The 14,667-nt window shown below is 73.3% G+C and carries 10 protein-coding genes and 1 riboswitch; of the genes, 6 read left to right on the top strand and 4 right to left on the bottom strand.

Annotation, left to right across the window (positions count from 1 at the left end):
• Positions 1–94: 94 nt before the first annotated feature.
• Positions 95–2,344 carry a sialidase family protein gene (locus NYZ98_RS06860; protein WP_262841693.1) on the top strand — a complete coding sequence of 750 codons (2,250 nt, stop codon included), beginning with the start codon at positions 95–97 and terminating at the stop codon, positions 2,342–2,344.
• A 151-nt stretch (positions 2,345–2,495) separates the two neighbouring features.
• Here NYZ98_RS06860 and NYZ98_RS06855 read toward each other — a convergent pair whose 3' ends face one another.
• Entirely contained in the window at positions 2,496–3,764 is a 1,269-nt protein-coding gene (locus NYZ98_RS06855; protein WP_262841692.1) for an esterase-like activity of phytase family protein, read from the bottom strand.
• 227 nt (positions 3,765–3,991) lie between these two features.
• Between NYZ98_RS06855 and NYZ98_RS06850 the strand changes: the two genes are divergently transcribed.
• The 5 genes from NYZ98_RS06850 to NYZ98_RS06830 all read left to right on the top strand — a co-directional run bounded on the left by NYZ98_RS06850 (position 3,992) and on the right by NYZ98_RS06830 (position 7,642).
• Positions 3,992–4,351, top strand: coding sequence for a hypothetical protein (locus tag NYZ98_RS06850; protein ID WP_262841691.1), 360 nt, complete (start codon positions 3,992–3,994; stop codon positions 4,349–4,351).
• 96 nt (positions 4,352–4,447) lie between these two features.
• Positions 4,448–5,029, top strand: coding sequence for a carbonic anhydrase (locus NYZ98_RS06845; RefSeq protein WP_262841690.1), 582 nt, complete (start codon positions 4,448–4,450; stop codon positions 5,027–5,029).
• Between the two features lie 131 nt (positions 5,030–5,160).
• Complete coding sequence (locus tag NYZ98_RS06840; RefSeq protein ID WP_262841689.1) at positions 5,161–5,565, top strand: ArsR/SmtB family transcription factor; 405 nt, start codon at positions 5,161–5,163, stop codon at positions 5,563–5,565.
• Entirely contained in the window at positions 5,558–6,559 is a 1,002-nt protein-coding gene (locus NYZ98_RS06835; RefSeq protein WP_262841688.1) for a cation diffusion facilitator family transporter, read from the top strand. Before NYZ98_RS06840 ends, NYZ98_RS06835 begins: the two co-directional genes overlap by 8 nt.
• Positions 6,560–6,730: 171 nt before the next feature.
• Positions 6,731–7,642 (top strand): transglutaminase-like domain-containing protein, encoded by a 912-nt coding sequence (locus tag NYZ98_RS06830; RefSeq protein ID WP_262841687.1) that lies wholly within the window; start codon positions 6,731–6,733, stop codon positions 7,640–7,642.
• A 34-nt stretch (positions 7,643–7,676) separates the two neighbouring features.
• Here NYZ98_RS06830 and NYZ98_RS06825 read toward each other — a convergent pair whose 3' ends face one another.
• The 3 genes from NYZ98_RS06825 to cobN all read right to left on the bottom strand — a co-directional run bounded on the left by NYZ98_RS06825 (position 7,677) and on the right by cobN (position 14,056).
• Positions 7,677–8,300, bottom strand: coding sequence for a nucleotidyltransferase domain-containing protein (locus NYZ98_RS06825; protein ID WP_262841686.1), 624 nt, complete (start codon positions 8,298–8,300; stop codon positions 7,677–7,679).
• A gap of 77 nt (positions 8,301–8,377) precedes the next feature.
• Positions 8,378–10,207, bottom strand: a complete 1,830-nt coding sequence (locus NYZ98_RS06820) for a glycoside hydrolase family 15 protein (protein WP_262841685.1) — start codon at positions 10,205–10,207, stop codon at positions 8,378–8,380.
• A gap of 186 nt (positions 10,208–10,393) precedes the next feature.
• Positions 10,394–14,056, bottom strand: coding sequence for a cobaltochelatase subunit CobN (gene cobN / locus NYZ98_RS06815; RefSeq protein WP_380706392.1), 3,663 nt, complete (start codon positions 14,054–14,056; stop codon positions 10,394–10,396).
• 292 nt (positions 14,057–14,348) lie between these two features.
• A riboswitch (cobalamin riboswitch) is annotated at positions 14,349–14,539 on the bottom strand.
• Between the last annotated feature and the right edge of the window lie 128 nt (positions 14,540–14,667).

Raw genomic sequence — 14,667 nt, 5'->3', positions numbered from 1 at the left:
GTCTTGGGGGTGGGGGTCGTGTTCGGTGGGGGTCATGAGTTCGAGCGCGTCGTCCGGTCGTGGTGCCGGGCGTTCCTGGCCGGATGTGGATGTCGTGGGGACGGCGGTCGGTGAGCCGGTCACGGTCTACCGGGCCGTCGCGGCCGACGGCCGTGGCGAGCTGGCGCACGAGGGGAACCGGGTGCCCGACATCGTCGCGCTCGGCGCCGGCCGCCTGGTGGTCGGCTGGCGCGCGGGGGCCGCCGACGCCCGGGACCGGACGCCGACCGACCAGGGCTCGATCCTGTACGCCCGCTCGGGCGACGGGGGCGCCACCTGGGCGACGGGCACCCTGGCCGCGGCGACCCCGGCCTTCCGCTGGCACTACGTGATCTTCCTGAACGACCGCGGCACCCTGTACGCGTTCCTCGGGCGGATCACGATCGCGCAGGACCGGGACGCGCAGGGCGACGTGGACGGCTTCCCGGTGGCGATGGTGGCCCGCAGGAGCACCGACGGCGGGCGGACGTGGGCCGACTTCCCGATCACCGTCCAGGTGCCCGCCAACAGCCGGGGAGTGGTCCTGGCGGGCAGGCCGCTGCGGTACGAGGGCACCTGGCTGATCCCCTTCTGGCAGGCGGCAGGGGGGACGACGCGGGCGGGCGTGCTCCGGTCGGCCGACCTGGTGACCTGGACGCCGGGGGCCCTGGCCGCGAACCCGCCCGGGGTCGGCATAGAGGAGCCGCAGGTCGTCGTCTCGCACGACCGGCCGGGCACGCTGCTGATGGTGACGCGCGCCCTGGACCTGCGGGGCGGCACCACGCCCGCCGCACGGGACGCCCACTACCGCGCGCACGCCGCCCACGCCGCGACCGCCACCAGCACCGACGGCGGCCTGACCTGGTCACCGATGGCCCTGGACCCCGACATCCCGAACTACTACGTCAAGGGACTGTTCGTCAGGGACGCCAACGCCCAGTACCTGACCATCTACAACACCCTCGCCGGCCCGTTCACCGGGACCGCCGAGAGCAAGCCCGACCAGTACCGCGAGGTCCTGTGCTACAAGGTCAAGCGGCCGCACGCGCCGTGGGGCCCCGGCCGCCTGTTCGCCGACGGCGCCCGGCTGACCACGGGCGCGGCCCGGGGCTGGGACGTGTACGCGAGCGCGGACGAGTACGAGCCTGGCCGCTTCTTCGTCACCTGGGAGCACAACCAGACGGCCATCAAGGTGGCGCGGCTCGACGTGTCGCGGGCGTTCACCGGGGTCGGCCCCGGGTGGGAGGACCTGTCCGGGTGGACGGTGACGTCCGGCGGCGGCACCGCCGAGGTCGCCTCCGGCCGCCTCCACCTGCGCAACGACGTCCCGGCGGGCTTCACCGGCGTCACCCAGCGGTACGGGCCCTCGGCCGGGTTCGCGGCGACGCTCAGGGCGGAGGTGATCTCCTCGGGCCCGCTGGACCCGGTCACCGGGGCGGGCGCCGGGCCGGCGCTGAAGGTCGCCACCGGGTCCATGCGGCTGATGCTCACCCCGCGCCCCGACGGCGTGTACTCGTTCGTCCAGGGCGTCCCGGGGTGGAGCCGCGTACACGAGACGGACGCGGGCCCGGGCCCGCACACGTGGCGGGTCGTCGTCGACGCCCGGGGGAACGCCGCCCTCTACCAGGACGAGGCCGAGACCGGGGCGCGCTGGGTCGTCGCCGCCTCCGGTGAGGCGCCTCAGGTCTCCGTGTGGTGCTCGGGCACCGCCGCCGCGCCCGCCGAGGCGCTGGTGGACCTGGTCGAGGTGGTCGACGACGTCGCGAGCAGCACCTGGGACGCGTTCGGCGACTGGACGCTCGATGGCGCGGGAGGCACGGCCGAGGTGGCGGGCGGCGCCCTGCGACTCCGCAGCACCGGCGCGCGGGCGTCGAGCGCGTCCATCGGGCTGGACGTCACCAAGGGCTGTGACTTCACGCTGGAGTTCCGGGGCCGGGTGGACGACGACAGCGCGCTGGACCCCGCGACGGGCGCGGGGGTGAGCCTGGGCGCCAAGGTCGCCAACGGGCACGCGCGGCTGATGCTCGCGGTCCAGAAGAGCGGCGTGTGGACCATGCGGAAGGGGTCGGCGGTGTGGGAGAAGGTCTACTCCTCGGCCACGGCGCCGGCCCTGTCGACCTGGAAGGTCACCGTCGACAGCGCCGGGGCCGCCCGCCTGCACCGCGACGGGGCCGACACCGGGGCGACCTGGGTGGTGCAGGACAGCCGGGAGAACCCCCAGGTCACGCACTGGGTGACGGGGACGGCGCACGGCAACTCGGCCGGGTGCCGCGTCGAGTGGACCCGGGTCACCGCCACGGCCCCCAGCCCTTCCGCGACCGGCTGACCACCTCGGCCGACCACTTCGACGCCCGTCCACCTGGGCCGCCGGACCACCCGGACCGCTGAAACCGTCCGGGCCGCCGCGCCGGCAGCCTGGACGCCTGGACGCCGCCCCCGCCGGCCGGCGCGCCGGCGGGGGCGGCCCGTCCGGGACCTCAGCGGTAGGCGCGGGGGTCGGCGCCCAGGGAACGCGACAGCCGTACGGTGATGAACTCGTTGTCGTCGGCCTTGCCCGGCGTGCGGCCGGAGGAGAACGGGAAGTTGTTGTCGTTCAGCAGGCCGAGCGTCGAGTCGTCCAGGATGACGACGTCCTCGATGGTCTGGAACGGGAAGCGGAAGGTCGTCCCGAAACCGCCGACGCCCCGGGGGTTGGCCAGGTCGAGGAGGTCGGCGACCAGCGTCTTGTCGGCCTTGCCGTCGCGGTCGCGGTCGCGCAGGTCGATGAGGTAGACGCGCTTCAGCTTCGCCGCGTCGCCCTGCTCGTTGTCCCGCTCGATGACCAGGAAGCGGTCACGGTCGACCGCGATCATGTCGCCGATCGAGTCGCCGGGGGCCTCGAGCTGGTAGGTCCACCGCCGGCCGGTGTAGGCGTCGCGTCGCGGGTCGAACTCGTTGATCCGCAGGGTGCCCGCCGGGTCGCCCGCGACGGTTCCTTCGAGGAGCGGGTAGAGCTTGCGGCCGTCGACCGCGCGGGCCATGCCCTCGAAGCCCTTGCTGCTCGCGAGGTTCGGCTGCCCCCCGTTCAGTGCGGGGTTCTCCGGGGCCTGGACGCCGGGAAGGGCGATCGGCGCTTCGAGGAGCGTGCCCGACGGGGAGAAGTGCAGCAGGAACGGGCCGAACTCGTCGCCGATCCAGTACGTCCCGTCGGGGTTCCTGACGATCGACTCCACGTCGAAGTCGGCGCCGGTGAGCTTGCGGTCGGGCCGGGTGAGCGGGAAGGGGACCTTGCCGTCCGGGTCGGCGAGCCCGACGCCCCCGACCACCTTCTCGGTGCCGGCCCGGAAGTCGGGCTTGATCCGCTGGATCCTGAGCAGGAAGTCGCCGCTGTTGGCCTTGTTGCCGTACCCGTTGTCGGACAGCACGTCGAAGGTGCCGTCGTGCCGGCGGGCGATGCCGCTGAAGCCCTGCACGGGCTGGCCGGCGAAGGGCGGGGTGATGCCGTTGACGGGGGCCGTGCCGAGCAGGGCGCCGGACGGCTCGCTGCCCGGGACGAACGTCTCGGCGGGCAGGGAGGCGAACGCGGTCAGGGTGGCCCGGCCGAACCCGCCGTCGTGGCCGTGGCCGTGGCCGCCCTTGTCGCTCTGGCCTCCGGAGAGGCCGGTGGTGCCGGTGGTGCTCGTGCCTGGGCCGTCGTCGGCGAGGGCCGGCGCGGCCAGGCCCAGCGCCAGCACGACGGCGCCCAGCCCGATCATGGTTCTCTTCATGCCCGCCACGTTAGGCACGCCTCGTGACGGGGGGCACAACATGGCATGGCCCGCAGATGCCCGTGTCGTGATCAGAGGTGGCGGCCTGCCCCGAAAAGGCCCTCGCGCCGCCGATCTCCCGGCCCGCGCGCGTGACCAGGGCCTATACCGAGGGTCCATGTACGGAACACGACCCCTTCGACTACTATAAGTAGTCGACTGCATGCTACGGGTAGTGGAGCGATGCGTTGACGGAGCGACGATCCCAGGCGCGGGCGGCCGTCCGCGCCTTCGTGTCCGCGGCCGCCGCCGTGTTGCTCTTCCATGGCATCGCCGTCCCGTACGGCCACCTCGGCCTGCCGCCGGGTCCGGGGCCGCTGGCGGCTTCCCAGCAGGCCGACCACGACGGCTGCCCGGAGCCGGAAGAACAGCCCAGCGCCACCGGCTGGGCCAAGCCCCCGCCGCCGCCCTCACGCCACGGCCACCCCTCCCAGCGCACCCGTGCCGCCGGGCGGGCGGCCGGCCCGGCGCGGCCGCTGGTGTCAGGCGTGTCCCCCGTGCGATGGACGCGGCCCGCGGGGCCCCGGCTCCCGGTCATCCGCTGCTGATGGCGCCCGCCTCCCGCGCCTCACGCGGGAGCCGGGCGCGCGTTCGTGCCCGGCCGGTCCGCCAAGCCCGCCATCAGCACGAAGGAGTCCACTCCCATGCAGTCGTTGATCGACCATGCCCGCACGTTCCACGAAAGGGTCAGCGGAGGCCGAGAACAGGCGGCCACCCTCAACGAGGGCGTCTCACCGCAGGCCATGTTCATCACCTGCTCCGACGCCCAGGTGATCCCCTCGCTGATCACCGGAGCCCGTCCCGGGGAGCTGTTCGAGCTGCGCACGGCGGGCAACGTCATCCCGCCCTACCGCCTCGGCCGGCTCACCACCGAGGCCGCGACGATCGAGTACGCCGTCAACGTCCTCGGCGTGTGCGACCTGATCGTGTGCGGCCACACCCGCTGCGGCGCCGTCCAGGGCCGGGTCCGCTCGTGGACGCTGCGCTCGGCCCCGACCACGCGGTGGTGGCTGCTGCAGACCCACCGCTGGCGGGAGGCGCCGGCCGGGTCCGGGGAGCCGGAGCGCGCCCATCTGGTCGCCCAGCTCGACAAGCTGCGCCGCTACCCCCGGGTGGCCCGGCGGCTGGCGTCCGGGCGGCTGCGCCTGCACGGCTGGTTCTACGAGGTGGACACCGGCGTCGTGTCGAACTACCGGCCGGAGAGCGGAGCCTTCACGCCTCTGTGACGTCTCGGGGGGCGCGCGGTCCCGGAGCGCTCGTGGTTCCGCGCGCCCGCGCCGGTCCGGGTCGTGCCGTGCCGACCGCGGGGACGGCACGGTGTCGACAGCGGGGCACCCTGGTTCGTACACTTCAATATATGAAGGATCGTTCAAGTGTGGTGGTCATCGACCCGGACGCGTGCTCTGTACCGATCGTGGACGCCGAGCGGGTGGCGTCGGTCCGGCGGACCCTGCCCTCCGAGGACACGGTGCAGGACCTCGCCCAGGTCTTCGGCCTGCTCGCCGACCCCGGCCGGCTGCGGATGATGGCGGCGCTGCTGGAGGGCGGGGAGATGTGCGTGTGCGATCTCGCCGCGGCGACCGGCCAGAGCATGTCGGGCACCTCGCACGCCCTGAGGCTCCTCCGCATGCGCCGGGTGGTCAAGGTGCGCCGGTCCGGGCGGATGGCCTACTACCAGCTCGCCGACTCCCACGTCCGCATGCTCTTCGACCTGGCCATCACGCACGCCAGACACACAGAGGGAGAACTCGGCGATGGATGACCGGACCGTCCAGGAGCGGGGCCACGGGCACGGCCACGGCCACGCCGTGACCGCCGAGGCCGACCGCCGCTACCTGACCGGCGCGCTCGCGCTGATCGTGGGCTTCATGGCCGTCGAGGTGGTCATCGGCCTCCTGGCGAGCTCCCTGGCGCTGATCTCCGACGCGGGCCACATGCTGACCGACGCCATCGCCATCGTCTTCGCGCTGGTCGCGATGCGCGTCGCCCAGCGCCCCCCGCAGGGCGGCTTCACCTACGGCCTCAAGCGCGCCGAGATCATCTCCGCGCAGATCAACGGCATCACCCTTCTCCTGCTGAGCGCCTACTTCATCTACGCGGGCATCGACCGGCTGGTCGCGCCGCCCGCCGTGGAGGGGGCCTTCGTCGTCGCCACCGGACTGGCCGGCATCGCCGTCAACGTGGCCGCGACCTGGCTGCTCAGCAGGGCGAACCGCACCAGCCTCAACGTCGAGGGCGCCTTCCAGCACATACTCAACGACCTCTACGCCTTCGTCGCCACCACGATCGCCGGGCTGGTGATCTGGCTGACCGGCTGGAGCCGGGCCGACGCGATCGCGGCCCTGGTGGTCGCCGCGCTGATGCTCAAGGCGGGCTGGGGCCTGGTCCGCGACTCCGGGCGGGTGTTCATGGAGGCCGCCCCCGCGGGCATGAACCCCGCCGAGATCGGCAGGAGGACCGCCGCGCTCGATCACGTCGTGGAGGTGCACGACCTGCACATCTGGGAGGTCACCTCCGGGTACGCCGCGCTGTCCGCGCACATCCTGGTCATGCCGGGCGCCGACTGCCACGCGGTCCGGGTCGCCGCCGAGCGCCTGGTCCACGACGAGTACGGCATCGGCCACACCACCCTGCAGGTCGACCACGCGACGCCCGAGCTCCTCACGATCGGCCGCGCCGACCCGCACTGCGCGGACCCGCACGGTCCCACGCACCGGAGCGAGGGGCCGGTGCCCCCGCCGCCGCACCGGCACTGAGCGACCCGGCGGGCCGTCGCGGCGGGGCCTCGGAGGCGGATGATGGCCGCGGGACTTGAGCTGCCATGATCAGAAATTGCTGAATTTACCGACGATGTTGTGGACATCGCCTATTAATTCCCGTCAAGCTAAGGCCGCGCGGTTCCGGCACACGAGCGAGGGAAGGCAACGATGGCCGACGCACATCACGCGCTCGAGGCGGAGGAGCGGGCCTTCTATCTCGCTCACAGCGTTTTCAGCGACCCCGGAGATCTCAGCAGGCTGGATGGCATTCCATCAGATCCGGCCGAGCTTGCCCTAATAGTACGAAACCTACTCATTCATCGCGAAGAGACCTCGCTCTTCGGCTTCACCCTCCCGGACAACCGGAAGAACGAAGCGGAGACGCGGTACGTCTCGGCCATCCTGAGCATCATCACCGAGCGGAACGACACGCCCCTCACCGTCGCCCGGCCGCCCGCCAAGCGGTTCGCCGGGACCTGCCGTGACTTCGCCCTCCTGCTGTGCTCCCTGCTGCGGAGCACCGGCACCCCCGCCCGGATCCGGTGCGGCTTCGCCGCGTACTTCCTCACCGGGCTCAACGAGGACCACTGGGTCGCCGAGTACTGGCACGCCGAGAAGGGCTGGACGCTGGTCGACGCGCAGCTTCCCGCGCCGGAGCTGATGGAGGCGTTCAAGATCTCCTTCGACCCGATGGACGTGCCCAGGGACGGCTTCCTGGTCGCGGGCAAGGCCTGGCGGGCCTGCCGGTCCGAGGGCGCCGACCCGGCGACGTACGGGGTGTCGACCATCGGCCTGTCCGGGATGGACTTCGTGCAGAGCAACGTCGTACGCGACCTGGCGGCGCTGAACAAGGTCGAGGTGCTGCCGTGGGACGGCTGGGACCTCGCCGAGCGGTTCCACAAGGACCTGCACGACTCCGAGCTCAAGCTGCTGGACTCGGTCGCGGAGGCCGAAAGCGACGGCGGGCCGTTCTCCCTGGTCAGGAACCTGTTCCTCGCCAATCCCGGCCTGCGCACCCCCTCGTCGGTCACCTCCCACACCACCTACGCGGGCACCAGGACGGTCTCCCTGCGCAGCTGACCCCGTGAGCACGGGGGACGGCCACTACGGGCGCTCACCCCGCCGGGGACTCTTCGAGGCGGGCCGTCCACGGGTGGTCGCCGTACACCTGGCCGATGACGCCCGCCAGCCAGGCGCGCCGCTCCTCGCCGAGGGACGGAAGGATCTCGGCGAAGTCCTGCTCATCCTTGGCGCGGGGCCGCTTGGCCTTGTAGAAGAGCTGCACCTCGGGGGCCAGGTAGGGGATGCCGTCCGGCGAGACCAGCCCCAGCAGGTCGACGGGGCGCCGGACCCGGGGGTCGCGCCGCGACACCCACTCGTCGCCGTCGGACTCGTCGAGCATCACCTGGATCCGCCAGGGCTCGGCGGGACCGGGACGGCACCAGATGTCGTGCACGGTGCCGGGCAGGATCTCGTCCGGCGCCCAGGGGCGGAGCACCCCCGGCGGGTCGGCCGCCCACCACTCCCAGTGCGGCATCGCCCGCTGCGCGGCGAGCTGGTCGCGGCGGAGCAGCAGCAGGTCGATGTCCCAGTGCTCGCGGAACGAGCGCCCGGCGGCCAGCTCGATGGCGTATCCCCCGGCGACCCACCATCGGACCGGCAGGGGGGAGAAGAGCGCGGCGACCTCCGCGATCGCGGCTGGTGCCCACGTGCCCCACGGAGTCTCCCGGCGCATCATGCGGACATCTTCGCGCTTGATCACCGCGCCCGTGGGGATCTTTCGGAATCGGCCGTCAACCTGGTGCTCGATCGGGATCAGCAGGCCGGATCCGGGCCGCCGGGTTCCTCGGCGACGGCGATCGCCCAGGCGGCGTTGACCAGCCCGATATGGCTGAAGGCCTGCGGGAAGTTGCCGAGCAGCTCGTGGGTGCGCGGGCACACCTCCTCCGACAGCAGGCCGAGGTCGTTGGCGAACGCCGCCGCCCGCTCGAACACCTCCCGCGCTTGCGCCGTCCGTCCGGCCAGCGCCAGCGCGTGGGCGAGCCAGAACGTGCACAGCAGGAACGCCCCCTCCTCCCCGGCGAACCCGTCGCCGGTCCGGTAGCGGTACACCAGGCCGTCCTGGCCGGCCAGGCGGGTGCCGACGGCCTCGATGGTGGCGAGCATCCGGGGGTCGGTGGCGGGCAGGAACCCGACGATGGGCATCATCAGCGCGGACGCGTCCAGGTCGGGCGACCCGAACGCCTGGGTGTAGGCGCCGGCCTCCTCGTTCCAGCCCTCGCGCAGGATCGTCTCGCGGATCTCCTCCCGCGCGGCGCGCCAGCCGCCGACGCGGTGCCCGGCGTCCAGGCGGTCCGCCAGGGAGATGGCCCGGTCGACCGCCACCCAGCACATCACCTTGGAATACAGGTAGTGCCGGCGGCGGCCCCGGATCTCCCAGATACCGTGGTCGGGGTCGCGCCACTGGGTGACGGCCGCGTCGGCGAGGGCGACCAGGAACGTGCGGACCTGCGGCTCGAACGCGCCGAGCTGGCCGGCCAGGAGGTGCACGGCGTCCAGCAGCTCGCCGTACACGTCCACCTGAGGTTGCCGCCACGCGTCGTTCCCGACCCGGACGGGGGCGCTGCCGCGCCATCCGCGCAGGTGCGTCAGCTCGCGCTCGGTGAGGTCGTGCTCGCAGCCGATGCCGAAGACGATCTGCAGGGCCCGCTCCGGCTCGTAGGTCGCGGCGGCGGTCGTCATGCAGGCGAGGAAGTCGTCGGCCTCGTCGGGGCACGCCGCCACCCACAGGGCGTTCATGGTGAAGCTCGCGTCACGGACCCAGGCGTAGCGGTAGTCCCAGTTGCGCTCCCCGCCGGCGGTCTCCGGCAGCGAGGTGGTCGGCGCGGCCACGATGGCGCCGGTGGGCTGGAAGCTCAGCGCCTGCAGCACCCGCCCTGAGCGGCTCACCATCTCGCGGTACGGCCCGGTGTACCGCTGGTGGGCGTCCGACCAGGCCTGCCACCCCTTCACCGTCGTCTCCAGGCCGGCGGCGATCTCGGCGTCGTCCCAGAGGTACGGCGCCGGGTCGCTCGCGCTGTTCCAGTGCATCGCGAACCGCAGCGTCGTCCCCTCCCGCATCGGCACCGTCGCCCTCGCGCGCTGCCCGGCGATGGTCATCTCCACCGGGGCCGACAGCGCGAGCCGGTCCGGCCCGCCCCTGGCCCGTACGCCGCCTTGCTCCGCGCAGAGCAGCGGGACGACCAGCCCGTACTCCGGCCTCGGCCCGTACCGGACCTCCAGCTCCACCGACCCGCGCACGCAGGCGGCGGACCGGGCGAGCACGTGGGGGGCGCCCACCCCGAGGCGGTGCACGTCGGGGTCGTCGCCGATCACCAGCGCGTCGGTCAGCACGAGCGTGCCGTGCTCGGCCTCGAACGTCGTCTCCAGCACCATCGTCGCGTCCACGTACCGCCGCGTGACGGCGAACGGGCCGCTCGGGCGCATGGACCACGAGCCCGCGTCGTCGTCCAGGAGCCCGGCGAACACCGACGGGCTGTCGAACCGGGGCATGCACATCCAGTCGACCGACCCGTCCTTGGACACCAGGGCGGCCGAGTGCCGGTCGGACAGCAGCGCGTAGTCGGCGATCGGTGTCGTCGTCATGTTCCCCCCAGCGCCGGCCCGCCCCGCCCGGTCCCCGCGCGGGCGGCGGGCCCGGCGCAGGGATCCCTACCCTGATCCGGGCCGCGCCGCTCAGAAGGGGCCGCCTGTCCAGGAGGGATCGCCCAGGTCAGGCGGGTCCGCACCGCCGGCGAAGGGCCGTTCCCACTCAGGACGGGCCGGTCGCGTTCAGGACGGGTCGGTCGCGCCGCCCTCGATGTCGCCCTCGACCTTGAGGTAGACCTCCTGCAGGTCGCGCAGGATGTCGGGGTCCGGGTGCTCCCACATGCCGCGCCCCGCCGCCTCCAGCAGCCGCTCGGCCATGCCGTGCAGGGCCCACGGGTTGGACTCGGCGAGGAACCGCTGGTTCTCCGGGTCCAGGACGTAGGTCGCGGTGAGCGTGTCGTACATCCAGTCGGCCACCACCCCGGTGGTGGCGTCGTACCCGAACAGGTAGTCGACGGTCGCCGCCAGCTCGAACGCCCCCTTGTACCCGTGCCGGCGCATCGCCGCCACCCAGCGCGGGTTCACCACCCGGGCGCGGAAGATCCGCGCCGTCTCCTCCGACAGGGTGCGGGTGCGGACCGCGTCGGGCCGGGTGCTGTCGCCGATGTAGGCGGCCGGCGCCTTCCCGGTCAGGGCGCGCACGGTGGCGATCATGCCACCGTGGTACTGGAAGTAGTCGTCGGAGTCGGCGATGTCGTGCTCGCGGGTGTCGATGTTCTTGGCGGCCACCGCGATGCGCCGGTAGGCGGCCTCCATGTCCTGGCGGGCGGGGGTGCCGTCCATGTCCCTGCCGTACGCGAAACCGCCCCATACCGCGTACACCTCGGCCAGGTCGGCGTCGTCGCGCCAGTTCCGGCTGTCGATCAGCGGCAGCAGCCCGGCGCCGTACGCCCCAGGCCGGGAGCCGAACACCCGGGTGGTGGCGCGGCGCTCGTCCCCGTGCGCGGCGCGGTCGGCCGTCACGTGCGCCCGCACGAAGTTGACCTCGTCAGGTTCGTCGAGGCCGGCGACCAGCCGTACCGCGTCGTCCAGCATGACGACCACGTGCGGGAACGCGTCACGGAAGAAACCGCTGATCCGGACGGTCACGTCCACGCGGGGGCGTCCGAGCTCCTCGGCCGGGAGGGGCGCGAGGCCGGTGACCCGCCGCGACGCCTCGTCCCAGACCGGCCGGACGCCGAGGAGCGCCAGCACCTCGGCCACGTCGTCGCCGGAGGTGCGCATCGCGCTGGTCCCCCAGATGGACAGGCCCACCGAACGCGGCCAGTCGCCGGTGTCGGCGCGGTAGCGCGCGAGCAGCGAGTCGGCCATCGCCTGGCCGGTCTCCCAGGCCAGGCGGCTCGGCACCGCCTTGGGGTCGACGGAGTAGAAGTTGCGGCCGGTGGGGAGCACGTTGATCAGGCCGCGCAACGGCGAACCGCTGGGCCCGGCGGGCACGTACCCGCCGTCCAGGGCGTGCAGCACCATGGCCATCTCGTCGGTCGTCCTGGCCAGCCGGGGCACGATCTCGGTGGCCGCGAACTCCAGGATCCGCACCACCAGCGCCACCCCGGCCCCGCCGCCGCTCGGCTCGCTCTCCGGCGCGTGGTCGCTCGGGCCGGTTTCCCGTTCGCCCGCCACGGTCCCCACCGCGTGGTCGGCCGGCGGTGGGCCGAGTACGGCGGCGCTGACCTCGGGGGCGGCGCGGGGGTCCCAGGCGCGGGCCTCCATGCCCTCGACGAGCGCCGCCGCGAGCGTCTCGGCCTCGTCGGTGCTCGTGCGGCCCGCGCTGCCGTCCTCGGCCAGGCCGAGCGCCTCGCGCATGCCCGGCAGGGCCTCGTTCCCCGCCCACATCTGCCGGGCGCGCAGCATCGCCAGCACCAGGTCCACACGGGCCCGCCCCTCGGGCGCCTGGCCGAGCACGTGCAGGCCGTCCCGGATCTGCACGTCCTTGACCTCGCACAGCCAGCCGTCGACGTGCAGCAGGAAGTCGTCGAACTCGGCGTCGTGCGGCCGGTCGGCGAGCCCGAGGTCGTGGTCCAGCCTGGCCGCCTGGATGAGCGTCCAGATCTGGGCCCGGATCGCGGGCAGCTTGGCCGGGTCCATGGCGGCGATGGAGGCGTGCTCGTCCAGGAGCTGCTCCAGGCGCGCCAGGTCGCCGTAGGAGTCGGCGCGGGCCATCGGGGGCACCAGGTGGTCGACGAGGGTGGCGTGGGCGCGGCGCTTGGCCTGCGTGCCCTCCCCCGGGTCGTTCACCAGGAACGGGTAGATCAGCGGCAGGTCGCCGAGCGCCGCGTCCGGCCCGCAGGACGCGGACATTCCAGCCGATTTACCCGGCAGCCACTCCAGGTTGCCGTGCTTGCCGACGTGCACCACCGCGTGCGCGCCGAACCCGTCCTGGAGCCACCGGTAGGCGGCCAGGTAGTGATGGCTGGGCGGAAGGTCGGGATCGTGGTAGATCGCGATGGGGTTCTCGCCGAACCCGCGCGGCGGCTGCACCATCACGACCACGTTGCCGGACCGCAGCGCCGCCAGGACGATCTCCCCGTCCGGGTCATGCGACCGGTCCACGAACAGCTCGCCGGGCGGCGGGCCCCAGTGGCGCTCCATCCGCGCGCGGAGATCCCCCGGGAGGGTGGCGTACCAGGCGCGGTAGCTCGCGGCGGAGATCCGCACCGGGTTGCCGGCGAGCTGCTCCTCGGTGAGCCAGTCCTGGTCCTGGCCGCCGGCCGCGATGAGCGCGTGGACGAGCGCGTCGCCGTCCTGCTCGGCCACACCAGGGAGGCCGCCCTCGCCGTCGGGCCCGATGTCGTACCCGGCGGCGCGGAAGGCGGCCAGCATGCGGACGACGCTGGCGGGGGTGTCCAGGCCGACCGCGTTGCCGATGCGCGCGTGCTTGGTCGGGTAGGCCGACAGCATCACGGCGATCCGTTTGTCCCGTGCGGGGACGTGCCGCAGGGCGGCGTGCCGCACGGCGATGCCCGCGACGCGGGCCGCGCGTTCCGGGTCGGCCACGTAGACGGTCAGGCCGTCCTCGTCGACCTCCTTGAAGGAGAACGGCACGGTGATGATGCGGCCGTCGAACTCCGGGATGGCCACCTGGGAGGCGGCGTCCAGCGGGGACAGCCCTTCGTCGCTCGCCAGCCACGTCTCGCGGTCCCCGGTCAGGCACAAGCCTTGCAGGATGGGCACGTCGAGGCCGGCCAGCGCGCCCACGTCCCACGCCTCGTCGTCCCCGCCCGCCGACGCGGTCGCGGGACGGGTGCCGCCGGCCGCGAGCACCGTCACGACCAGGGCGTCCACCGTGCCGAGCGCGTCGAGCAGGGCGGGCTCGGCGGTCCGCAACGACGCGCAGTAGACGGGCAGCGCGCGGCCCCCGGCGTCCTCGATCGCGGCACACAACGCCTCGACGAAACCGGTGTTCCCCGCCACATGATGCGCCCGGTAGTAGAGCACCCCGACCACGGGCCTACCCACGCCGCCTTCGGGGGCGCGGTCCGAGGCGGTTCGGTCCAGGGTCGTGGCGAGGTCCGGGGTGGTCGTGGGGTCCAGGTTGGTGCGGTCCGCGGTCGCACGGTCCGCGGTCGCACGGTCCGCGGTCGCACGGTCCGCGGTCGCACGGTCCGCGGTCGCACGGTCCGCGGTCGTGCGGTCTGTGGTCGTGCGGTCTGTGGTCGTACGGTTCACGGTCGTGCGGTCCAGGAGGCCCCAGGACGGGGTCGGTGCGGGCGGGGCGAAGCCGTGCCCGGTGAGCAGGACGGTGTCGGACAGGAACCGGAACAGCTCGTCCAGGTTCGCCGGACCACCGTGGGACAGGTAGGCGTGCGCCTCGGCGACCACGCCGCCCGGGACGGTGGACAGCTCCATCAGCTCGGCGTCCGGGGCCTGCTCGCCGCCGAGGACGACGACCGGGCGGGGGCCTCGCAGCAGGAAGTCCAGCCCCTCCTCCCAGAAGCGCCTCCCGCCCAGCAGCCGGACCACGACGAGCTCGACGCCGTCCAGCAGGGGGGTGAGGTCCTCGGGCGCGAGGCGGGCGGGGTTGCCGAGCCGGTACGCGGCACCGCTCGCGCGGGCGCTGAGCAGGTCGGTGTCGGAGGTCGACAGCAGCAGAACGGGGAGACGGCGCACGGCACATCCTCACTCGGGGTCCGCGCCCCGGGTCATGGGTCACACGGCGTGGAGTCTCCTGGCTTCCGGATCGACGCTCACCCCGGCCTTCCCGTCCATCGCAGGACCGTGGCCTTGGGTGGGGTTCGCTCCCCGGTGACAGTGGCGGGACCGCGCCGGATTCACACCGGCTTCCTCCTTGTGCCGTCGACCCCATCAGATCACGGAGTCCGACTTAATGCGAGAAGTGGGGTTAACATCCTGCTCGTGGCCATTGGCGACCTTTCACCCTCTTCCACCCACCCCACCCCCGCCTCCGGGCAGACGGAACGGACGACGCCAGAGCGGAAACAGGCCGAAGACCCGGGGCA

Source organism: Sphaerisporangium corydalis (assembly GCF_025506355.1).
Classification (GTDB): Bacteria; Actinomycetota; Actinomycetes; order Streptosporangiales; family Streptosporangiaceae; genus Sphaerisporangium; species Sphaerisporangium corydalis.
This window is presented reverse-complemented; position numbering and strand designations above follow the sequence as displayed.

Bases quoted from the DNA above. Each gene is read 5' to 3' on its own strand.
- NYZ98_RS06845 (WP_262841690.1), top strand. From the start codon at position 4,448: ATGCAGTCGTTGATCGACCATGCCCGCACGTTCCACGAAAGGGTCAGC.
- cobN (WP_380706392.1), bottom strand. From the start codon at position 14,056: ATGGAGCTGTCCACCGTCCCGGGCGGCGTGGTCGCCGAGGCGCACGCC.
- NYZ98_RS06835 (WP_262841688.1), top strand. From the start codon at position 5,558: ATGGATGACCGGACCGTCCAGGAGCGGGGCCACGGGCACGGCCACGGC.
- NYZ98_RS06840 (WP_262841689.1), top strand. From the start codon at position 5,161: ATGAAGGATCGTTCAAGTGTGGTGGTCATCGACCCGGACGCGTGCTCT.
- NYZ98_RS06825 (WP_262841686.1), bottom strand. From the start codon at position 8,300: ATGATGCGCCGGGAGACTCCGTGGGGCACGTGGGCACCAGCCGCGATC.
- NYZ98_RS06820 (WP_262841685.1), bottom strand. From the start codon at position 10,207: ATGACGACGACACCGATCGCCGACTACGCGCTGCTGTCCGACCGGCAC.
- NYZ98_RS06830 (WP_262841687.1), top strand. From the start codon at position 6,731: ATGGCCGACGCACATCACGCGCTCGAGGCGGAGGAGCGGGCCTTCTAT.
- NYZ98_RS06855 (WP_262841692.1), bottom strand. From the start codon at position 3,764: ATGAAGAGAACCATGATCGGGCTGGGCGCCGTCGTGCTGGCGCTGGGC.